This window comes from Arthrobacter sp. B1I2, from assembly GCF_030816485.1.
In the GTDB taxonomy this organism is placed as follows: Bacteria; Actinomycetota; Actinomycetes; order Actinomycetales; family Micrococcaceae; genus Arthrobacter.
In genome coordinates, this window is the sequence record NZ_JAUSYC010000001.1 from 3592170 (window position 1) to 3613629 (window position 21460).

General features: G+C 66.4%; 20 protein-coding genes and 1 pseudogene. 4 read left to right on the forward strand and 17 right to left on the reverse strand.

The window, feature by feature from the left end; translation table 11 throughout:
• Window positions 1-7 precede the first annotated feature (7 nt).
• The gene (gene glnA / locus QFZ57_RS16735) at window positions 8-1348 is read right to left on the reverse strand and encodes a type I glutamate--ammonia ligase (RefSeq protein WP_306632547.1); all 1341 of its coding nucleotides are present in this window, start codon (window positions 1346-1348) and stop codon (window positions 8-10) included.
• 276 nt (window positions 1349-1624) lie between these two features.
• Between glnA and panB the strand changes: the two genes are divergently transcribed.
• Window positions 1625-2515, forward strand: a complete 891-nt coding sequence (gene panB / locus QFZ57_RS16740; RefSeq protein ID WP_306901008.1) for a 3-methyl-2-oxobutanoate hydroxymethyltransferase — start codon at window positions 1625-1627, stop codon at window positions 2513-2515.
• Between the two features lie 123 nt (window positions 2516-2638).
• On the opposite strand, the gene QFZ57_RS16745 is transcribed toward panB, so the two are convergent.
• Window positions 2639-2803 carry an SPOR domain-containing protein gene (locus QFZ57_RS16745; RefSeq protein WP_306631638.1) on the reverse strand — a complete coding sequence of 55 codons (165 nt, stop codon included), beginning with the start codon at window positions 2801-2803 and terminating at the stop codon, window positions 2639-2641.
• Between the two features lie 122 nt (window positions 2804-2925).
• Between QFZ57_RS16745 and map the strand changes: the two genes are divergently transcribed.
• Both map and ppgK read left to right on the forward strand, forming a co-directional pair.
• Complete coding sequence (map, locus tag QFZ57_RS16750; RefSeq protein WP_306631639.1) at window positions 2926-3804, forward strand: type I methionyl aminopeptidase; 879 nt, start codon at window positions 2926-2928, stop codon at window positions 3802-3804.
• Window positions 3805-3912: 108 nt separating this feature from the next.
• Complete coding sequence (gene ppgK, locus QFZ57_RS16755) at window positions 3913-4716, forward strand: polyphosphate--glucose phosphotransferase (RefSeq protein ID WP_306631640.1); 804 nt, start codon at window positions 3913-3915, stop codon at window positions 4714-4716.
• A gap of 52 nt (window positions 4717-4768) precedes the next feature.
• On the opposite strand, the gene nrdR is transcribed toward ppgK, so the two are convergent.
• The 3 genes from nrdR to QFZ57_RS16770 all read right to left on the reverse strand — a co-directional run bounded on the left by nrdR (window position 4769) and on the right by QFZ57_RS16770 (window position 7318).
• Window positions 4769-5272, reverse strand: a complete 504-nt coding sequence (gene nrdR / locus QFZ57_RS16760; protein ID WP_306901009.1) for a transcriptional regulator NrdR — start codon at window positions 5270-5272, stop codon at window positions 4769-4771.
• 143 nt (window positions 5273-5415) lie between these two features.
• Window positions 5416-6783 (reverse strand): histidinol dehydrogenase, encoded by a 1368-nt coding sequence (gene hisD, locus QFZ57_RS16765; RefSeq protein ID WP_306901010.1) that lies wholly within the window; start codon window positions 6781-6783, stop codon window positions 5416-5418.
• A 4-nt stretch (window positions 6784-6787) separates the two neighbouring features.
• Window positions 6788-7318, reverse strand: a complete 531-nt coding sequence (locus tag QFZ57_RS16770; RefSeq protein WP_306901011.1) for a hypothetical protein — start codon at window positions 7316-7318, stop codon at window positions 6788-6790.
• Window positions 7319-7445: 127 nt separating this feature from the next.
• Between QFZ57_RS16770 and QFZ57_RS16775 the strand changes: the two genes are divergently transcribed.
• Complete coding sequence (locus QFZ57_RS16775) at window positions 7446-7946, forward strand: flavin reductase family protein (protein WP_306901012.1); 501 nt, start codon at window positions 7446-7448, stop codon at window positions 7944-7946.
• Window positions 7947-8057: 111 nt separating this feature from the next.
• Here QFZ57_RS16775 and dnaE read toward each other — a convergent pair.
• From dnaE to murG, 12 genes and pseudogenes are all read right to left on the reverse strand, one after another.
• Window positions 8058-11616 (reverse strand): annotated as a pseudogene (gene dnaE, locus QFZ57_RS16780) (DNA polymerase III subunit alpha).
• Window positions 11617-11665: 49 nt separating this feature from the next.
• Window positions 11666-12592 carry an RluA family pseudouridine synthase gene (locus QFZ57_RS16785; protein WP_306631646.1) on the reverse strand — a complete coding sequence of 309 codons (927 nt, stop codon included), beginning with the start codon at window positions 12590-12592 and terminating at the stop codon, window positions 11666-11668.
• Window positions 12585-13157: a signal peptidase II gene (lspA, locus tag QFZ57_RS16790; protein ID WP_306631647.1), complete on the reverse strand. Its 573-nt coding sequence runs from the start codon at window positions 13155-13157 to the stop codon at window positions 12585-12587. Before lspA ends, QFZ57_RS16785 begins: the two co-directional genes overlap by 8 nt.
• A gap of 93 nt (window positions 13158-13250) precedes the next feature.
• Entirely contained in the window at window positions 13251-13937 is a 687-nt protein-coding gene (locus QFZ57_RS16795) for a DivIVA domain-containing protein (RefSeq protein ID WP_056331667.1), read from the reverse strand.
• 175 nt (window positions 13938-14112) lie between these two features.
• The gene (locus tag QFZ57_RS16800; RefSeq protein WP_142030936.1) at window positions 14113-14400 is read right to left on the reverse strand and encodes a YggT family protein; all 288 of its coding nucleotides are present in this window, start codon (window positions 14398-14400) and stop codon (window positions 14113-14115) included.
• Window positions 14401-14532: 132 nt separating this feature from the next.
• Window positions 14533-15063, reverse strand: a complete 531-nt coding sequence (locus QFZ57_RS16805; protein WP_306631648.1) for a cell division protein SepF — start codon at window positions 15061-15063, stop codon at window positions 14533-14535.
• A gap of 90 nt (window positions 15064-15153) precedes the next feature.
• Entirely contained in the window at window positions 15154-15918 is a 765-nt protein-coding gene (locus tag QFZ57_RS16810; RefSeq protein ID WP_306901013.1) for a YggS family pyridoxal phosphate-dependent enzyme, read from the reverse strand.
• 5 nt (window positions 15919-15923) lie between these two features.
• Window positions 15924-16613, reverse strand: a complete 690-nt coding sequence (gene pgeF, locus QFZ57_RS16815; protein ID WP_306901014.1) for a peptidoglycan editing factor PgeF — start codon at window positions 16611-16613, stop codon at window positions 15924-15926.
• 8 nt (window positions 16614-16621) lie between these two features.
• On the reverse strand, window positions 16622-17875 hold the full coding sequence (ftsZ, locus tag QFZ57_RS16820) for a cell division protein FtsZ (RefSeq protein ID WP_306631651.1): 1254 nt from the start codon (window positions 17873-17875) through the stop codon (window positions 16622-16624).
• A 184-nt stretch (window positions 17876-18059) separates the two neighbouring features.
• On the reverse strand, window positions 18060-18992 hold the full coding sequence (locus tag QFZ57_RS16825) for a cell division protein FtsQ/DivIB (RefSeq protein WP_306901015.1): 933 nt from the start codon (window positions 18990-18992) through the stop codon (window positions 18060-18062).
• The gene (gene murC / locus QFZ57_RS16830; RefSeq protein WP_306901016.1) at window positions 18985-20361 is read right to left on the reverse strand and encodes a UDP-N-acetylmuramate--L-alanine ligase; all 1377 of its coding nucleotides are present in this window, start codon (window positions 20359-20361) and stop codon (window positions 18985-18987) included. Before murC ends, QFZ57_RS16825 begins: the two co-directional genes overlap by 8 nt.
• The gene (murG, locus tag QFZ57_RS16835; RefSeq protein ID WP_306631654.1) at window positions 20358-21458 is read right to left on the reverse strand and encodes an undecaprenyldiphospho-muramoylpentapeptide beta-N-acetylglucosaminyltransferase; all 1101 of its coding nucleotides are present in this window, start codon (window positions 21456-21458) and stop codon (window positions 20358-20360) included. The genes murC and murG overlap by 4 nt, the downstream gene beginning before the upstream one ends.
• Between the last annotated feature and the right edge of the window lie 2 nt (window positions 21459-21460).

A 21460-nucleotide genomic window follows, 5' to 3' on the forward strand; every position in this document is an offset into this window, starting at 1 on the left:
CGGGCACCTAGAGAATGCCGAGGTTGCGCTGCAGCTCGTAGGGCGTCACCTGCAGCCGGTAGTCCTGCCATTCGGCACGCTTGTTGCGCAGGAAGTGCTCGTAGACCTGTTCGCCCAGGATCTGGGGCATCAGCTCAGAGTCCTCCATGGAGCGGATGGCGTCGTGCAGGCTTGCCGGGAGCGGATCGTGGCCCATGGCGCGCCGTTCGGCCGAGCTCAGCGACCAGACGTCGTCCTCGGCGGCCGCCGGCAGGTCGTATCCTTCCTCGATGCCCTTCAAACCGGCACCGAGCAGGACGGCGTAGGCCAGGTAGGGATTGGCCGCGGAGTCGATGCCGCGGTATTCGATGCGGGCGGACTGGCCCTTGCCCGGCTTGTACAGCGGCACCCGGACCAGGGCGGAGCGGTTGTTGTGCCCCCAGCTCAGGTAGCTGGGTGCCTCGCCGCCGCCCCACAGGCGCTTGTAGGAGTTGACGAACTGGTTGGTGACTGCCGTGAATTCAGGGGCGTGCTTGAGGATGCCGGCAATGAACTGCCTGGCCGTCCTGGACAGCTGGAACTCTGCGCCTGCCTCGAAGAACGCGTTGCTGTCGCCCTCGAACAGTGAGAAGTGCGTGTGCATGCCGGACCCGGGGTGGTCGGTGAACGGCTTGGGCATGAACGTGGCGTACGTGCCCTGCTGCAGCGCCACCTCCTTGATGACGGTCCGGAACGTCATGATGTTGTCGGCTGTCTGCAGCGCGTCAGCGTAGCGGAGGTCGATCTCGTTCTGGCCGGGACCGGCCTCGTGGTGGCTGAACTCCACGGAAATGCCCACGGATTCCAGCATGGTCACGGCCGTGCGGCGGAAGTCCTGCGCCACGCCGCCGGGAACATGGTCGAAGTAGCCGCCTTCGTCAACCGGCACCGGCGCGCCGTCCGGACCCGGCTCGTGCGACTTGAGCAGGTAGAACTCGATCTCCGGGTGCGTGTAGCAGGTGAAGCCCATGTCCGCGGCCTTGGCGAGGGTCCGCTTGAGCACGTTCCGCGGGTCAGCGGCAGAGGGCTCACCGTCGGGGGTAAGGATGTCGCAGAACATCCGCGAGGTCTGTTCGGTTTCGCCCCGCCACGGCAGGATCTGGAAGGTGGCAGGATCGGGCTGGGCCAGCATGTCCGATTCAAAGACCCGGGCCAGGCCTTCGATGGAGGAACCATCAAAGCCGAGGCCTTCCTCGAACGCTCCCTCGACCTCTGCCGGTGCCAGCGCCACGGACTTCAGCGAACCCACGACGTCGGTGAACCACAGGCGCACGAAACGTACGTCACGCTCTTCGATTGTGCGCAGGACAAACTCTTGCTGGCGGTCCATGATGGCCTCTTCTCCGATCAACGTCATGCTCCGGGGTCCGCGCAAAGGGGAAAGCCGGCAGCAGTTCATCAACACTGTACTAATCATTCGGCGCCGATGCTTGAGCCTGCGCCGTGCGTAACGCAGCATTAACCTGGCGGGCCACCCAGGCCGGCCCCGGATGGGGTTTTTCGTGCCCCCTGCCGCACTTCCAGGCCAGCCGCTATGACCCTAATCACCTTTGACCCGGGATACCCGCGGTAGCTAGTACGGCGGGTACCGCACTACGCTCATCCCATGGCCACCAGCAACAGCTCCGACTCCAGCGCGTCCGCAGAAGTACCCGCCCCCTACGGCAACGGCCCCGGCACACCCGCTGCGGCCGAACGGAAGCCGGCGAAGGTCCGGATCCACCACCTGCAGCAGGCCAAGCGCGACGGCACCAGGTTCGCCATGCTCACCGCGTACGAGCAGTACACGGCGGAGATTTTTGACGCCGCCGGCATCGAGGTGCTCCTGGTTGGGGATTCGGCATCCAACAACGTCTTTGGCAATGAGACCAGCCTTCCGGTGACCGTGGACGAACTGCTCCCGCTGTGCCGGGCCGTAGCCAGGTCCGCCAAGCGCGCCCTGGTGGTGGCGGATCTTCCGTTCGGCAGCTACGAGGTCAGCGCGGAGCAGGCCGTCGCCACGGGGGTCCGTTTCCTCAAGGAGGGGCTGGCCCACGCGGTGAAGATCGAGGGCGGGCAGTACTACGCACCGACGGTCCGGGCCATGGTCCAGGCAGGCATTCCGGTCATGGCCCACATCGGCTTCACCCCGCAGAGCGAACACGCCCTGGGCGGGTACCGCGTCCAGGGCCGCGGCGATGACGCCCGGAGATTGATTGACGACGCCGTGGCGCTGGCTGATGCGGGCGCCTTCAGTGTGCTGATGGAAATGGTTCCGGCGGAGACGGCGGCGGCAGTGGATGCGGCCGTCAGCGTTCCCACGGTGGGCATCGGCGCCGGGAAGGCGACCACGGGCCAAGTGCTGGTGTGGCAGGACATGGCCGGCCTGCGGGGTGGCCGGATGGCGAAGTTCGTCAAGCAGTACGCGGACCTGCGCAGCACGTTGCGTGACGCCGCCACCGCCTACGGTGAGGACGTCCGCTCCGGGCAGTTCCCCGGGCCGGAACATTCCTTCTAGGCCCGGCCAGCAACTGCGGAGCCGCCTACCGGCACTCCTCAGCGGACTGCCTCGGCCGCGGGCGGCGCCTCACCTTGACGTCCGCTTCCGGAGCACCGACAGGCGGCCGAAGCACCCAACTGTTCAGTCGTCGTCGTCCTTTTCCCAGGCCTCGTTGCGCGCCTGGACCTTCTCCAGGGCATGTTCGGCTTCGGCCCGTGTCTTGTACGGGCCAATGAGCTGGCTCCAGTCCGACAGCCGGTCCTCTTCCACCTCGTGGGTCTTGATGTTGAACCAGTATTCAGTCATCATTGCTCCTTGCTCCGGCGACAGCGAAAGCCGGGGGTGATCCACGTAACACAAACCCTTACGCGTGTCCTCCGCCGCTTGTCGGTTGTTGGGCGTTCTGCGCGGCCTTATATGATCAATCTATGCCTTCCCTTGCCTCGACTGCACCCATTGGCACCCTCACCCCGGGTACCGTGAGTCCGCAGCGTCCCGTCCCGGCGTCCATCCCCCGCCCGGAGTACGTCGGCAAGCCTGCGCCGGCCAAATTCACCGGCTCCGAGGTCAAGTCCGCGGAGACCATCGAGAAGATCCGGATCGCCGGGAAGATCGCCGCCCAGGCCATCGTGGAAGTAGGCAGGCACATCCGGCCGGGCGTCACCACTGATGAACTGGACCAGGTGGGCCACGAATTCCTGCTGGACCACCAGGCCTACCCGTCCACCCTCGGATACCGCGGGTTTCCCAAATCGCTGTGCTCCTCGTTGAACGAGGTCATCTGCCACGGCATCCCGGACAGCACGGTGGTCCAGGACGGCGACATCCTGAACATCGACATCACGGCCTACATCAATGGAGTCCATGGAGACACCAACCACACCTTCCTGGTGGGGGACGTGGACGAGGACTCCCGGCTGCTGGTGGAGCGAACCCGGGAGTCGCTGAACCGGGCCATCAAGGCGGTGGCGCCGGGACGCGAAATCAACGTCATTGGCCGGGCCATCCAGTCCTATGCCAAGCGTTTTGGCTACGGAGTGGTCCGCGACTTCACGGGCCACGGGGTCGGCGAGGCATTCCACACCGGGCTCATCATTCCGCACTACGATGCCGCTCCGGCATACAACACGGTGATCGAGACCGGGATGGTGTTCACCATCGAGCCGATGCTCACCCTGGGCACCGTGGAGTGGGACATGTGGAGCGACGACTGGACAGTGGTCACCAGGGACCACAAACGCAGCGCCCAGTTCGAGCACACCCTGCTGGTCACCGAGACCGGCGCCGAAATCCTCACCCTGCCGTAGCCTGCCACATGCCCGCCCAGGGCATGTGCCGGTGCAGACCGGACACCTGTTACAGGCCGCCGAAAGCTGCCCCTTTTCCTGCCCGCCCCTGTCAAGAACGGAATCCCATTGGCCAAGAAGGACGAAAAACCGCACAAGAACGCACCGCTGATCGGCATCGACATCGGTGGTACGGGCATCAAGGGCGGCATCGTCGACCTGAAGAAGGGCAAGCTCCTCGGTGATCGCTTCCGGGTGCCCACCCCGCAGCCTGCCACCCCGGAGGCCGTCGCCGAGGCCGTGGCCCTGGTGGTGGCCGAACTGTCCGCTCGCCCCGAGGCCCCGGAAGCCGGCTCCCCCGTGGGTGTGACCTTCCCGGGGATCATCCAGCACGGTGTGGTCCACTCCGCGGCGAACGTGGACAAGAGCTGGCTGGAGACCGACATCGACGCCCTCCTGACCGCCCGGCTGGGCCGTCCCGTGGAGGTCATCAACGACGCCGACGCCGCCGGCCTGGCCGAAGCCCGTTACGGTGCCGGCGCCGGCGTCTCCGGCACCGTCCTGGTCATCACCCTGGGCACCGGGATCGGTTCCGCTTTCATCTTCGACGGCAAGCTGGTTCCCAACGCGGAACTGGGCCACCTGGAAATTGACGGCTTTGACGCCGAATCGAAGGCATCCGCCGTGGCCCGCGAGCGGGACGGTTTGTCATGGGCCGAGTACAGCGTGCTGCTGCAGCGCTACTTCTCCCATGTGGAGTTCCTGTTCTCGCCGGAGTTGTTCATCGTGGGCGGCGGGATCTCGAAACGCGCGGACGAGTACCTTCCCAACCTCAAGCTCCGCACCCCGATTGTGCCGGCTGTCCTGCGCAACGAGGCAGGTATTGTGGGCGCGGCGCTGGAAATCGCCCTGCAGCACAAGCTGGCCAAGTAGGCATTGGTGCCGGTGGCGGCCGCGGCTTCCCCTCCGCTGCCGCCACCGGAGTCTAGAGGGGGCTCTTCTCGGAGCTCTTGGCGCTGCCGGCCGCGCCCTTGGCGTCTTCCTCGGCCTCGTGGCGGAGCAGGGCAATAGCGGTTTCAAAATCCTCGAGGGACTCGAACGCCTGGTAGACGCTGGCAAAGCGCAGGTACGCCACCTTGTCCAGTTTCTGCAGCGGCCCGAGGATCACCAGGCCCACCTCGTGGGCGTCGATTTCGGCTGCACCGGACGACCGGATCTGCTCTTCCACTTCCTGGGCCAGCAGGGCGAGGTCATCCTCGCTCACCGGCCGGCCCTGGCAGGCCTTGCGCACCCCGTTGATGACTTTGCTGCGGCTGAAGGGCTCGCCCACGCCGGAACGCTTGATCACGGAGAGGCTGGTGGTTTCCACCGTAGTGAACCGGCGGCCGCATTCAGGGCACTGCCGGCGCCGGCGGATGGCCGAACCGTCATCCGCCATCCTGCTGTCCACCACACGGGAATCGGGGTTGCGGCAGAACGGACAGTACATGGCGTTCCCCCTTTTCGCTTGTGGTGTGCACGGGCTTGGAAGCCAGCAGCACCGCCGGGGGGCGATGCCGTGGCGCCTCCCAGTTTACGGGCATATGTGGGGTAATAACAATCCTGTAATTACTACATGTAGTGGTGTCGCCCTCAGCCGGGGAAACGGACCGTAACGGCGTCCCCGTGGGCCGGAAGGTCCTCGGCCCGGGACAGGCTCACGATGTGTCCGCTGACCGCCGCCAGGGCTTCCCGGCTGTAATTGACCACTTGGATGGCACGCAGGAAGGTAGTGACATTCAGGCCCGACGAAAAAGCCGCCGTGCCACTGGTGGGCAGCACGTGGTTGGAGCCGGCGCAGTAGTCGCCAAGGCTCACCGGGCTGTAGTCGCCAACGAAAATCGCGCCCGCATTCCGGATCCGTGCGGCCACTGCTGCCGCGTCCCGGGTCATGATCTCCAGGTGCTCGGCCGCGTAGGCGTCACAGGCGGCAATCCCCTGCTCCAGGCCGTCCACCAGCACGACGCCGGACTGCGGGCCCGACAGCGCCTCCTGCACCCTGGTTGAGTGCTTGGTTGCCGCGGCCTGCAGTTCCAGTTCAGCCCGGACGGCAGTGGCCAGGTCTTCGGAATCAGTAATCAGCACCGATGCCGCCTTGGGGTCGTGCTCGGCCTGGCTGAGCAGGTCGGCGGCAACCAGCGCCGGCTGGGCGGAGTCGTCGGCCAGGATGGCAATCTCCGTGGTTCCCGCCTCGGAGTCAATGCCCACAACACCCTTGACCAGCCGTTTGGCCGTGGCAACGAAAATGTTCCCGGGCCCGGTCACCACGTCCACGGGCTCCAGCGCGGGACCGGCCGGGGTGGCCTCGATGCCATAGGCGAAGGCGGCGATGGCCTGGGCCCCGCCAATGGCATAAACCTCGGTGATGCCCAGCAGGGCTGCTGCCGCGAGGATGGTGGGGTGCGGCAGTCCGCCGAACTCCTTCTGCGGCGGTGAGGCCAAGGCAATGGACTCCACGCCGGCCGCGAGTGCGGGCACAACGTTCATGATCACCGATGACGGGTACACGGCAAGGCCGCCGGGAACGTACAGCCCCACGCGCGCCACAGGTACCCAGTTCTGGCTGACCACAGCGCCGTCGCCGAGTTCAACGTCCACGTTGCGCGGGCGCTGGGCGTCAGCGAATTTCCGGGCCCGGCTGATGGATTCCTCCAGCGCGGCCCGCACCGCCGGGTCCAGCTGGTCCAGCGCTGCGTCAATCGCTTCCCTGGGGACCAGCGGGTGGTCCTGGGCTACGCCATCGAACTTTGCGGCCAGCTCCGCCAGCGCCGCAAAGCCGCGCTGCCGGACAGTGGAGATAATCTCCAGGACCTTTTCCTCGGCGTCGGCCACGGTCTGGCCTTGGGCGCGGGGAACGGCGGCGCGCAGGGCCGCGAGCGTCAGGTTGCGGCCACGAAGGTCCACGGTGCGGAAATCGACGGCGGCTGTCGCAGGGGCGGGGAACTCCGGGAAAGTGGTCACCGGACTATTTTACGGCGCTGAACCCGCCGGACGTTCCGGCGCCGCGGGCGTCGGGCCTTCTGCCGGTCATGCCCACCAGCTCCAGCACGAAGACCGACACGGCCGTGGCGGCGGGCCAGAGCAGCAGGACCGGCCACGCCCGAAGGGAAAATGCGATGCTGGCGTTGGCCGAGGCATCCACAGCAGGACCGAACAGCCGGGCCGCCAGGATCCCTGTCCCCCAGGCCACGACGCTTCCCGCCAGCGCTCCGGCCAGCCCCGCCAGCAGTGCCGCCTGCGGATCCGGACGTTTGCCGTCGGCCAGGAAAACGGCCAGCAGGCAGCCGGCCAGGACCAGGATGCCCGCGAGGGTGAGGTCGCGCGGCAGCCACACCAGCGGGACAGTACCCGACGCCAGGGCGGGATCCCGCGTGATCAGGTTCAACCCGCCCGGCGCCAGGAGCCACCACAGGATGCCTGCCGGAATTCCCGCCGCGGGGACCAGCACCAGGGACCAGGGCAGCAGCCGCCTGGCGGGGCGGGCAGAGTTTGTCATGCAACACACCTTAACAAAGGTTCCTGCGAGGTCATCCGGCCTGGTGTCGCCGCTGCCTGTTTTCCCGCCACGACCGCGGGCCAATACGCTTGGGGAAAGAGTTAGACCACTTAGTGCAGGAGTTCCGGTGACCGACTACAGCGAGCCGTTCGAGCAGACGTTCAGGGAGATGTTCCGCCGGCACGCCGCCGGCGTCGCCATCATCACCGTGAACTACCAGGACGAGCCCTACGGCTTCACCGCCACCTCGGTGGCGTCGCTGTCCGCCAAGCCGCCCCGGTTCACGTTCAACATGGCGCGCAGTTCCAGGTCCTGGCCCGCTGTGGCCAATACGCAGTACCTGGGCGTCCACATGCTGGGCCTGGAGAACCAGGAGCTGGCCGCCCGTTTTGCCCGCCCGGGCAACCGCTTCGAAGGCAACCACTGGGAGGTCGGGCCGCACGGTGTGCCCATCCTGAAAGATGTTGCCGGGTGGCTGGTCGGCGAGGTGCAGATGCGGCTGTCTTTCGAGAACAACGCGGTGGTGGTGGTCCAGGTGGTGGACGGCCAGGTGGGCGGCGACGGAGCACCCCTGCTCTACCATGGCGGTGCCTACGGGCAGCCCGTGCCGCTGGACTACGAGATCTAGCCAGGCACGAAGCCGGTGGCCTCAAAAGCGGCGGCCAACGGCGGGAGGTGCTTCCCGCCGTCGGCCGCTCCTTATTAAGTCATCCAGTCCGTGTCAGGCGCCCGGGTATTGCTAGGCGTCCAGGCAGGCCGGGCCCAGCAGGACTTTCAGGTCGCCAAACAGCGACGGGCTGGGGTTCACGCGGAGGTGGACCGGCAGGCCCATGATTTCCGTGCGGGTGTCGCCCTGCAGGTGCAGCCGGACTTCCGAGTTGCCCCGGTGGGTGCGCAGCACATCGCCCAGCTCGGTGACCACGGCCTCGGTGGCCTTGTGGGTGGGCATGGTGATCACCAGGGGTCCGTGCAGCCCTTCGCTGAGGTCCGGAACGGACAGCTCCATGCAGTTCAGGGTGATGGCGCCGTCGTCGCGCTTCTGCAGCCGGCCCTTGACCACCACGATCAGGTCCTCCGCAAGAACGGAGGCGATGGGCCCGTAGACCTGGCCGAAGAACATGACTTCGATGGAACCGCCCAAATCCTCCACTTCGGCGCGGGCATAAGCATTGCCGCTGGCTTTGGCGATGCGGCGGCTCAGCGAGGTGATCATGCCGGCGATGGTGATGATGGCGCCGTCCTGCGGGCCGTCCTCGCCCAGGATGGAGGTGATGCTCATTTCCGCGTGCTGGCTCAGGAGGCCTTCAAGGCCCTGCAGCGGGTGGTCCGAGACGTACAGGCCGAGCATGTCCCGTTCGAAGGAGAGCTTGTCCTTCTTCTCCCACTCAGGCAGGTCGGGGATCTCGATGCTGAGGGACGCCTCGGATTCGGCCTCCTCGAAACCGGCGAAGAGGTCGAACTGGCCGATCGCCTCGTTCCGCTTGAGCGTGATGACGGAGTCGATGGCCTCTTCGTGGATCATGGCCAGGGCCCGGCGGTGGTGGCCCAGTGAGTCGAAGGCGCCCGACTTGATGAGGGACTCGATGGTCCGCTTGTTGCAGACCACGGCAGGGACCTTCATCAGATAGTCCTTGAAGGACGTGAACGCGCCCTCGCTTTCGCGGGCGGCCACCATGGCCTCCACCGCGTTGGCACCCACGTTGCGGATGGCACCCATGCCAAAGCGGATGTCGTTCCCCACAGGGGTGAAGTTCAGCGCGGACTCATTGACGTCCGGCGGAAGCACCGTGATGCCCATGCGCCGGCACTCGTTGAGGTAGATGGCGGACTTGTCCTTGTCGTCGCCCACCGAGGTCAGCAGCGCCGCCATGTATTCGGGGGCGTAGTGCGCCTTGAGGTAGGCAGTCCAGTAGGAGATGACACCATAGGCGGCCGAGTGGGCTTTGTTGAAGGCGTAGTCGGAGAAGGGCAGCAGGATGTCCCAGAGCGTTTTGACGGCCTCCATGGAGTAGCCGTTGTCCTGCATTCCCTGGGAGAAGCCGGCGAACTGTTTGTCCAGCTCCGACTTCTTCTTCTTGCCCATGGCGCGCCGCAGGATGTCTGCCTGGCCCAGCGAGTAGCCGGCCAGCTTCTGCGCCACGGCCATGACCTGCTCCTGGTACACGATCAGGCCATACGTGCCGCCGAGGATCTCCTTGAGGGGTTCTTCCAGCTCCGGGTGGATCGGAATGACTTCCTGGATCCCGTTCTTGCGCAGCGCGTAATCGGTGTGGGCGTTGGCGCCCATGGGACCCGGACGGTAAAGCGCCAGCACGGCGGAGATGTCTTCGAAGTTGTCAGGCTTCATGAGCTTGAGCAGCGACCGCATGGGACCGCCGTCGAGCTGGAAGACACCCAGGGTGTCGCCGCGGGCCAGGAGTTCGTAGGACGCTGCATCGTCCAGCTCAAGGTTTTCCAGGTCCAGGTCGACGCCCCGGTTCATCTTGATGTTCTCAAGGGCATCGGAAATGATGGTCAGGTTCCGCAGGCCCAGGAAGTCCATCTTGATCAGGCCAAGGCCCTCGGACGTGGGGTAATCGAACTGGGTGATCACCTGGCCGTCCTGGAAGCGGCGCATGATCGGGATGACGTCGATGATCGGGTCCGAGGACATGATGACGCCGGCGGCGTGCACGCCCCACTGGCGCTTCAGGCCTTCGATGCCCAGCGCGGTCTCGAAGACCTTGGCGGCCTCCGGGTCTGTGGCGATCAGCTGCCGGAAGTCACCCGCCTCGCTGTAGCGCTTGGCTTCCGGGTTTTGGATGTCTGCCAGCGGAATGTCCTTGGCCATCACCGCTGGCGGCAGGGCCTTTGTCAGCTGCTCACCCATGCTGAAGGGGTAGCCGAGGACGCGGGAGGAGTCCTTGAGGGCCTGCTTGGTCTTGATGGTGCCGTAGGTGACGATCATGGCAACGCGCTCGTCGCCGTATTTCCGCGTCACATAATCGATGACCTCGGAGGCGGCGCCGGTCATCGAAGTCGACGTCGAAGTCGGGCATGGAGACGCGGTCCGGGTTGAGGAACCGTTCGAAGATCAGCCCGTGGCGCAGGGGGTCGAGGTCGGTGATGCGCATGGCGTAGGCCACCATGGAGCCTGCACCCGAGCCACGGCCGGGGCCTACGCGGATGCCGTTGTTCTTGGCCCAGTTGATGAAGTCGGCAACCACCAGGAAGTAGCCCGGGAAGCCCATGGAGGTGATGACGCCAAGCTCGTAGTCGGCCTGCTTGCGGACCTCGTCCGGGATGCCGCCGGGGTACCGGTACTTCAGGCCCTTGTCCACTTCCTTGACCAGCCAGGAAGTTTCGTCCTCGCCGGGCGGGCAGGGGAACCGTGGCATGAAGTTGGCGTCCGTGTTGAAGGACACCTCGCAGCGCTCGGCGATGAGCAGGGTGTTGTCGCAGGCCTCCGGGTGGTCACGGAACAACTCCCGCATCTCCTGCGGGGATTTGAGGTAATAGCCGCTGCCGGAGAACGCAAACCGCGAGCCGCCGTTGTCATAGGTGGGTTCCAGCAGCGTGGAGCCGGACTGGATGGCCAGCAGGGCCTCGTGTGCCTTGGCGTCATGCTCGTGCGTGTAGTGGAGGTCGTTGGTGGCAACCAGCGGCAGGTTCAGGTCCTTGGCAAGCCGCAGCAGGTCACCGGTGACCCGCCGTTCAATGTCCAGCCCATGGTCCATCAGTTCACAGAAGTAGTTGTCCGCGCCGAAGATGTCCCGGAACTCTGCCGCTGCTTCCAGGGCTTCGCGGTACTGGCCAAGCCGGAGCCGGGTCTGGACCTCGCCCGAGGGGCAGCCGGTGGTGGCAATGAGCCCTTCAGAGTAGGTGTTGAGCAGTTCGCGGTCCAGCCGCGGCCATTTGCCGAACACGGAATCAAGGGAAGCGATGGACGAGGCGCGGAAGAGGTTCCGCATGCCCACGTTGTTGTAGCTCAGGAGCGTCATGTGGGTGTAGGACCCACCGCCGGAGACGTCGTCCTTGCGCTGGGATTCATCGCCCCACCGGACGCGTTCCTTGTCCGTCCGGGCGGTGCCGGGAGTCACATAGGCTTCAACGCCGATGATCGGCTTGATGCCCTTGTCTGTGGCCTTGCGCCAAAAATCAAAGGCACCGAACAGGTAGCCGTGGTCGGTCGTGGCGAGGGCCGGCATGCCCAGGCGCTCGGTTTCATCGAACAGCTCCCCCAGCCGGGCAGCTCCATCCAGCATGGAATATTCGGTGTGGGTGTGCAGGTGGACAAACGAATCTTTGCTGGAACTCACCGCACCATTCTATGCGTTGCCGCCCTGCTGCCCTGCCAGGAGGTCCGTGTCAGGCCTGGCCCGATTCGAGCACTTCCAGGGCGTACGCCAGGTCCTGCGGGTAGTCGCTGGTGACCGTGACGCGTTCGCCCGTCACAGGGTGGTCAAAGGCCAGTTCGCGGGCGTGCAGCCACTGCCGGGTGAGTCCCAAATTGGCGGCAAGGCGCGGATCGGCGCCGTAGGTCAGGTCGCCGGCGCAGGGGTGGCGGAGGGCGGAGAAGTGGACCCGGATCTGGTGCGTACGGCCGGTTTCCAGGTGCACTTCCACCAGGCTGGCCTTGCCGAACGCCTCCAGGACTTCATAATGGGTCACTGAGGGGCGGCCGTCCTCGATGACGGCAAAACGCCAGTCGTGCCCCGGGTGGCGCCCGATGGGAGCGTCAATGGTCCCCGTCAGGGGATCGGGAAGGCCCTGCACCACCGCATGGTAGACCTTATCCACCGTGCGCTCCTTGAAGGCCCGTTTGAGGGACGTGTAAGCCCGTTCGGACTTCGCCACTACCATCACGCCGGAGGTGCCTACGTCGAGCCGGTGGACGATTCCCGCCCGCTCGGGCGCACCCGAGGTGGAGATGCGGTAGCCGGCGGCGGCCAGGCCGCCCACTACGGTGGGCCCCACCCAGCCGGGCGAGGGGTGGGCCGCAACGCCAACGGGTTTGTCGACGACGACGAAATCGTCATCGTCGAGCAGGATATTCAGGCCTTCCACAACTTCCTCCACGACTTCCAGCGGGTCCCGCCGTTCCGGGACGGTGACATCGAGGACGTCCCCGGCCGCGAGTTTCGCCGACTTGCCCAATGCTTTGCCCCGGTTCAGGACGTGGCCCTCGGCGAGCAGGGACGCGGCGATGGAGCGGGACACCCCCAGGATGCCGGCCAGGCCGGCGTCGGCCCGCGTCCCGCCGTACTCTTCGGCGACGACGATGCGCTCAGTCATGGCCGGGCTTGTCCTTGGGCCCGTTGCCCAGCCGCGTGCCGTCCAGGGCGATCCCCCGGATGGTCAGGATGCAGATAATGGCGACGGCGGACACCACGGCCGAGTCTGCAATGTTGAAGATCGCGAAGTTGGGAAGCTGGATGAAATCCACCACATGCCCCATGCCGAAGGAGGGCTCACGGAAGAGCCGGTCGGTGAGGTTTCCCAGGGCCCCGCCGAGCAGCAGGCCCAAGGCAAGGGACCACCAGGCCGAGCCCAGCCTGCGCACCTGGAAAAGGATCGCGACGGCGACAGCGGCCATGATGATGGAGAACACCCAGGTGACGTTCTCGCCAATCGAGAACGCCGCACCCGAGTTCCGGATGAAGTACCAGTGCAGGATCGGCGGCAGAACGGGGATCCGCTCCCCCTCCACCATGGTGGCCGTGACCCAGAGTTTCGTCAGCTGGTCCAGGACATAGGCGAAAACCGCGAACCCGGCGAACAGGGACAGCAGCGCTGCCCGGCGGGGGCGCGGTGAGGGTGGGACAGGGCGTGCCGCGTCGGCGGCAAGTTCGTCAGTCATGGTGCTTTCAATTCGTGGAGCTGGGTCTCAATGCCAAAAGCCGGTGGCCGAGGAATCCTCAGCCACCGGCTTTCAGAATACGTGCTGCCAGACTTAGTTGGCTTCGCTGACTTCCGGCGTCGCAACGGAGCCGCGGGCATCCAGGTCGCGGAGCTGGCCTTCGATGTAGGCCTTCAGGCGTGAACGGTAGTCGCGTTCGAAGCCGCGAAGCTGCTCCACCTTGCGTTCCAGGACGGAGCGCTGCTGCTCCAGGGCGCCGAGGATCTTGCGGGACTTCTCCTGGGCGTCGTTGACGAGGCTGCTGGCTTCGATCTGCGCTTCGGCGATGATCTTGTCCTTCTGGGCCTGGCCGTCCGCGACGTGGCGGTCGTGCATCTGCTGCGCCATGGCCAGCAGGCCGGCAGCGGATTCGGCGGAAGGAGTGGCGACAGCTGCGGGCGCAGCCGGTGCGGCGGCAGCCGGGGCAGCCGGCTGGACGTCCTTCTTCTTGTTGGCTTCGGCAGCCTTCGCCTCGGCCTCAGCTTTCTCGCGGGCCTCGTCCTTGTCGGCCTTAACCGGCGCGGGGACCTTCTCCACCACGGGGGCGGCAGCGGAGCTTGCCGGAACGCTGGAACCTGCTTCGGCGAGCTTCTTGCGGAGCTCATCGTTTTCCTGGTTCAGGCGGCGGAGTTCAACGACGATTTCGTCCAGGAAGTCGTCAACCTCGTCCTGGTCATAGCCCTCGCGGAACTTGGTGGGCTGAAAGCGCTTGTTGACAACGTCTTCTGGCGTCAAAGCCATCTGGTCACCTCACTGGTCTGGTTAGTCAGTAGGCCTTCCGGCCGTCAAAACTACGGTACCTAAATTTGGTCTGCTTCCTCTAATTCAACACTGCGGTGTCAAACGGGAGGTTTCTTCGCTTTACAGTAGCTGTTCCGGGAGGGATCAGACTGCACTGCTGGGTCTAGTCGGTAAATCAGGCAAGGCCCCTGGTGACGTTCATGGCGATACTGACGCCGATGAACAGGATCAGGAAGCCCAGGTCCAGGGAGATGCCGCCGAGCCGGAGCGGCGGAATCATCCGCCGCAGTCCATTGAGCGGCGGATCGGTGATGGAGTACACGGCGTGCGCCACCACCAGGGCCGCGCCCCGGGGCCGCCACTCCCTCGCAAACATCTGCACCCAGTCGAACACCAGGCGGATGATGAGGGCGACGAAGAACAGCAGCAGCGCGAGATAGAGAAGTCCGAAAACAATTCCCATGACTATTCCATATCTCCATATTCGTGGGCACATCCATTACGGAGGCCACTGTCGTACTGCCGTTGTCTTGTCTATTTCAGCACAGATGCCAGACAGGTGTCCCTGCCTGGCATCCGGATGCAGCCTTGGTGCTCAGCTTTGGTTGAAAAAACTGGCCGTGGTTTCGCTGGCCTTCTTGTCGTCACCAATCACTTCGACGTAGGACGGTGAGAGCAGGAACACCTTATTGGTCACCCGCTCGATGCTCCCCCGAAGGCCAAAGACCAGGCCGGCCGAGAAGTCGACCAGGCGTTTGGCATCAGCCTCGCCCATGTCCGTAACGTTCATGATCACCGGAATACCGTCCCGGAAGCTCTCACCGATGAGCTTGGCATCGTTGTAGGAGCGCGGGTGGATGGTAGTGATCTGGCGGAGACCGGTGTTCTCTTCGCGGCTCGAAGCCGCACGCTTAATGGGGGTCACAGGGGCGCGGTATTCCTCTTCAGGGGCGTAGGACGCCTCGCGGCTGACTTCGCGCACCGGCGCCGGAGCGCGGCGTTCCTCGCGGTCAACTTCCATCGGTTCGTCCTCATCCTTACGTGTGGTCTGTTGCTCGGACTCGTAATGCTCATCGCCGTCGGCGAGCCCAAGATAGATCATTGTCTTGCGCAGAGCGCCGGCCATGGTCGACTCCTAATCGTGTCCCGTAAGCGGGCCGCCCAATGATTTGACAGCACTGGAGTCCCCCGCCCATCACTTCCAACAGGTCCGACGCTACCCCACCGCGGGACGGGAACCGAGTACATCGGAACCGATTCGCAGGTGTGTCGCTCCGAACTTGATCGCGGCCTCGAGGTCCTGGCTCATTCCCGCGGAGATGGCGGTGGCGGCAGGGTGGGCCGCGACAAGCCGGGCGGAAATCCCTGCAAGTTTTTCGAACGCCGGTTCCGGTGGGGCGCCCAGCGGTGCAACCGCCATCACGCCGGCCAGGTTCAGGCCCTCCGACCCGGCGATCCGCTCTGCCAGAAGGGGCACATCGCCGGGGACCGCCCCGCCGCGGTGCGTGCCGCCGTCGTTATGGTTGCCCTCCTCAAGGCTGACCTGGATGAAGCAGTCCAGCGGCGCCCGCCCGCTGCCGTCCATCTCATGGCGCACCGCCTTGGCCAGGGCATCCACGAGCTGGGGCCGGTCTACTGAATGGACCGCGGAGGCGTAGCGCGCCACAGACTTGGCCTTCTTGGTCTGCAGCTGGCCAACGAAATGCCAGGTCAGGGCAAGGTCCGCGAGCTCGAGGGCCTTCGCGGCGGCCTCCTGGTCCCGGTTCTCGCCCACGTCCGTAATTCCAAGGGCGGCCAGGCGCCGGATGTCCTCGGCGGGGTGGAACTTGGTGACCACGATCAGGACCGGCAGCCGACCGCCGCGGCCGGCCTCCCCTGCCGCCGCTGCGATCCGTTTCCGCACCGCGGCAAGCCGCGCGGCAAGTTCGGCGCTGCGGGGATCATCCCGCTGGCCCGGCCCGGTGCCTGCCCGCTCAGTCATGGCACTCAATCATGGATCCAGACCAATCCGGCGAACCGGCCGGTGTTCCGGTCCCGGCGGTACGAATAAAGCGTTTCCGTTTCCAGGGTGCAGGCACCGGCGTATTCCACTGAAACGCCCGCAGCCTCAAGCTGGCTCCGGGCCCCGGCGGGAAGGTCCAGGGCGGGAGTTCCCCAGGACGTTGTGCTCCGGGCGGACGGGACCACGGCGGCCACCTCGTCGCGCAGCGCCGCGGGGACTTCGTAGCAGGACCCGCAGATCGAGGGCCCCAGCCAGGCCCGGATCCGGGACGCGCCCAGGGACAACATAGTGTCCACGGCCGCTGGAAGGACACCGTTTGCGACGCCGGGGCGGCCGGCATGCACGGCGGCAAGCACCGGCCCGGTCCCGGACTCCCCCGCGAGCAGCACCGGAATGCAGTCCGCAACCATGACGGCCAGGGGAAGCCCGCGGGACACCATGGCGTCGGCCTCAGGGGCAGGCGACCCAGCGTCCATCATGGCCACGGTGGTGCCGTGGACCTGGTTCATGAAGCGCAATGACTGCGGACCGACGCCGATGGACTGCTCCAGGCGTGCCCGGCGCTCCTGGACCGCAAGGGGATCGTCACCCACATGAAGGGCCAGGTTTCCCGCACGGGCATCGGTGAACGCGGCCGACACCCCGGGCAGGATGTCGGCGCGCCAATGGAACAAACCGATGCCTACTTCAGGAAGTCGGGGACATCCAGGTCATCCGGGTGGCTGCCGGTCAGGTCCGGCTCCACGACGGAGGGCAGGTCGACGTCGAAGCCTGAGTCGGCAGGGACGGCCGTGGGGCGCTGCTGCCCCCAGTTGCTCAGTCCCGCAGCGCCGACGCCGGCGTGGATCGGCTGGACGTTCTGCTGGTGGTTTCCGTTGCCCTGGTGGTTTCCGCCCTGGGGGTGTGCCGAGGCGGGTGCGGCGGCAGGGGCCGCGGGCCGCTGCGGGGCTGTCTGCGGCTGGGACTGGTCCATGGAGGGCGAGGTGGCCTTGACGTCGTCAAATCCGGCGGCGATCACCGTTACGCGTGCTTCATCACCCAGGGCGTCGTCGATGACGGCACCGAAGATGATATTCGCCTCGGGGTGGGCCACTTCCTGGACCAGCCGCGCGGCTTCGTTGATCTCGAACAGGCCGAGGTCCGAGCCGCCCTGGATGGACAGCAGCACGCCGTGGGCGCCGTCGATGGATGCTTCCAGCAGCGGCGAGGCGATGGCCAGTTCGGCCGCCTTGACGGCGCGGTCTTCACCCCGGGCGGAACCGATGCCCATGAGGGCCGAGCCGGCACCCTGCATGACGGATTTGACGTCCGCGAAGTCCAGGTTGATCAGGCCCGGCGTGGTGATGAGGTCGGTGATGCCCTGGACACCGGACAGCAGGACCTGGTCGGCGGAGCGGAAGGCGTCGAGGACAGACACGTTGCGGTCGCTGATGGAGAGCAAGCGGTCGTTGGGGATCACAATGAGGGTGTCCACTTCGTCGCGCAGCGCGTCGATGCCGGCCTCGGCGGATCCGGCACGGCGGCGGCCCTCGAAGGTGAACGGGCGGGTGACCACGCCGATGGTCAGGGCACCGAGCGAGCGGGCGATCCGGGCGACGACGGGCGCGCCGCCGGTACCGGTGCCGCCGCCTTCGCCTGCGGTGACGAAGACCATGTCGGCGCCACGCAGGACTTCCTCGATTTCGTCCGCGTGGTCCTCGGCAGCCTGCTTGCCCACCTCGGGGTTCGCGCCGGCGCCCAGGCCCCTGGTCAGCTCGCGTCCGACGTCGAGCTTCACGTCGGCGTCGCTCATGAGCAGGGCCTGGGCGTCGGTGTTGATGGCGATGAATTCGACACCCCTGAGGCCGACCTCGATCATGCGGTTGACTGCGTTCACGCCACCGCCGCCGATGCCGACGACTTTGATGACGGCCAAGTAATTCTGCGGAGCTGCCACGTTACGTGTCCCTTGTTCGTGTCTTATTGCGAAAACTGATGGAGAGCTTGAAGCCTGAAACCTTAACCTTCGAGTTGAAGGTTATAGTTATGTCAAGTAACTCTTGTCTGTGACGGTATTTCCTCTGGTTCCGACATTCAATAACCGGGTCCGCGTGTCGGATTAATACCGGAAAAGAAAGCGCTCAGCGCGTCACGGGGTGCCGGGGCACACTGACATCGTAGACCCTGACCGGATTCTTGGGATCCGCCGGAACCTTAAGGAGTGCGGCCAGCACCTTGGCCTTGAGCTCCTTCTCCGAGGCGTTGCCCCACACGATCGTCTGGCCGTCCACCAGCTTGAGTTCCACCGCATCCACGGACTGCGCGGATGCGTTCGACAGCTTCGCCAGCACGTCGGCCGGCAGGGCACCCAGGACCGCGGCGGTGGCGCGGAACAGGTCCTGGCCGATCGCACCGGCACCGCCGTCGATGACCGGCAGTGACGCCGAGGCCGGATCATCGGTGGTTGCCAGTTGCACGCCGTCGACGTCCACCAGCTGGTACTGCTCCCCCTGCTTGACCAGGGCCACCGGCACCCGCTCATGCACGGCGACGGCAAGGGTGGACGGCGGCCGTGCCTCCACGGAAACGGATTTGACCTGCACCAGGGAGCCGAGGAGCCCCCGTACCTCGTCGTCGCTGATCTGGGGCAGCGGCTTGCCCCGCAGGGGTTCCAGCTGGGCCTGCACCTGGGCGGGCGTAATGAGCTTCGTGCCCGTGACCGAGATGGTCTGCAGGGCAAGGACAGGAGAGTAGACGGCGGCCGCCAGCAGCCCGGCCACCAGCACGAGCACCGTTCCCGCCACGAGCAGGACCTTCTTCCGGCGGCGCCGGCCTTTCGGCTCAGGGAAGGCAAGGACCGTCGCGCCGGTGGGCTTCTCCTCCTTCGCCGGCTTCGGCGAGGCCTGGTCCGGCAAGCTGCGCGATGCCGTAATGACGTCACTACTGCCGGTGCCCGGCGCTCCTGGGGAGTGGGTTCCCTTTTCGGCGCGCTTGTCAGCGCCCCCTCCGGATCCGGTGTCAGGGCGCCTGTTCCGGCCGGCCGGGGCGTAGGTGGGGCGGCGGGAGCTAGGCACGCAGGGCCTCCACGATCCTTGGGCCGTACGCTGTGACATCGCCGGCGCCCACGGTAAGGACAACGTCCCCGTCCGCAGCAACTCCGGCCAGGGTGTCCACGGCGTCTGCGGCACTGACCAGCCGCCCGCCTCCTGTGAGGTGGTCGGCGATCAGCTGGCTCGTGACGCCGGGAATGGGGTCCTCCCTGGCGGGGTAGATGTCCAGGACCAGGGCGGTATCGGCCAGGTTGAGGGCATCGGCGAAGTCCGCCGCGAATTCGCGCGTGCGGGAGAACAGGTGCGGCTGGAACAGGACATGGACCCGGTGGCCGCCTGCCACTGAACGGGCTGCGGTGAGGGCCGCGCGGACCTCCGTGGGGTGGTGGGCGTAGTCGTCGAACACCCGCACTCCCCCCGCTTCGCCTTTGAGTTCGAAGCGGCGGGATGCGCCGGCGAAGCGGGCCAGGCCGGTGGCCGCCGCGTCCGCTTCCACGCCGAGCTCCAGGGCCACCGCGAAGGCGGCTGCGGCGTTCAGGGCGTTGTGCCGTCCGGGTACCTGCAGGGACAATCCGTACCGTGCACCGCCGGTGGATATGGCAGCCTGTCCCGGGCCGCCGTCGTCAAGCCTGATGTCCGCCGCCTCGCCGGTGCCGTAGAGGACCACCCGCGTGTTTCCCCGCGCCCTGGTCCGCTCCGCCAGGGCCAGCGCACCGGCGTCGTCGGCGCAGGCCACCAGGAGTCCGTCCGCGGGCAGCAGGGCGGTGAAGCGGTCGAACGACTCGTAGACGGCTTCGGCAGTGCCATAGTAGTCAAGGTGGTCAGGCTCCACGTTGGTGACGACGGCGATGCGGGGCCGGTAGTTCAGGAAGGAGCCGTCGGATTCGTCCGCCTCGGCAATGAAGATGCCGGATGTCCCGTTCGCGGCGTTCACGCCGAGTGCGGGAATGTTGGCCCCGACGGCGAACGAGGGATCCAGGCCCGCCTCACGGAGCAGCACCGTGACCATCGAGGTCGTGGTGGACTTGCCGTGCGTTCCGGCCACCGTCACCACCGTGTCACCGCCCATGGTGGCTGCCAGCGCCTGGGACCGGTGGAGCACCGGCAGCCCTGCCTCCCGCGCCGCCGCCAGTTCGGGGTTGTCCTCCCGGATCGCCGAGCCCGCAACAACGGTCTGCGCGTCCGCCAGGTTGCCGGCCGAGTAGCCGACAGCGATGCGCGCACCGGCCGCCGCAAGGTCGGCCATGACGGGGAGGTCCTTGGCGTCGGAGCCGCTGACCGGGACGCCCCGGGCCACCATGATGCGGGCCACGGCGGACATGCCCACTCCCCCGATGCCGATGAAGTGCACCTTGCCAAGGGATTCCAGCTGGTGGATGTTGTGGGGGCTCATGCGGATACCGCTTCCAGGACAAGACCAGCCATGCGCTGGTCGGCGTTTCGGATTCCGAGCCGGTAGGACTTGGCTTCCATGGCCGCAAGCCGGGCTTTGTCGGTGATCAGGGGAATCAGCTCGCGGGCAACCCATTCCGCAGTGAAATCGCGGTCAGCCACCAGCAGTGCTCCGCCTGCGGCGACCAGGCCGGCTGCGTTCAGCGCCTGTTCCCCGTTTCCGATAGGCAGGGGCACCAGGACCGCAGGGACGCCGACGGCGGCCACCTCGCATACCGTGGCCGCCCCCGACCGCGCCAGAATCAGGTCCGCCGCAGCATAGGCAAGCTCCATGCCGTCGATGTACTCCACCTGCCGGTAGCCCTCAGCAATGAGGGGCCGGCCGGCCTGGTCCAGGACGGTCTTGCCGCGGCCGGTGATGTGGAGGGTCTGGATGCCGGCTTCCGCAAGCTGGGCAACAGCCCCGGCGATGGTCCGGTTGATGCTCTGCGCGCCGGAGGAACCGCCGGTGACGATCAGGGTTGGCTGGTGGGGATCGAGTCCAAGTGCCTCCCGGGCGGCCGTGCGCGCGGACTTCCGGTCCAGGCCGGAAATCTCCTTGCGCATGGGCATGCCCACATGCACGGCATCGCGCAGCGGGGTGCCCTCGAAAGCCACAGCAACCCGGCCTTTGAGGAAGGCCCCTACGCGGTTGGCCAGTCCCGGGCGGGCGTTCGCCTCATGGATCACTATGGGGGTGCCGCGCTTCCGGGCCGCCAGGTACATGGGAGTGCAGACGTACCCGCCCACGCCCACCAGCACATCGGCCTGCGCCTGGTCGAGGATGGCGCCGGCCTGGCGGACCGCGCCGGCCAGCCTGGCGGGCAGGCGGAGCAGGTCTGCGGACGGCCTGCGCGGAAGCGGCACGCGGTCGATCGTGGCAAGCTCGACGCCGGCTGCGGGAACCAGCCGGGTTTCCATGCCCGAGGGCGTTCCGACCGCCAGGATTGAGGCGTCCGGGGCTTCGCTCCGGAGGGCGGCGGCGATGGCGAGCAACGGGCTGATATGGCCTGCTGTTCCGCCGCCGGCCAGGACGATGGAAGGTTTTGTCGAAGTCATCT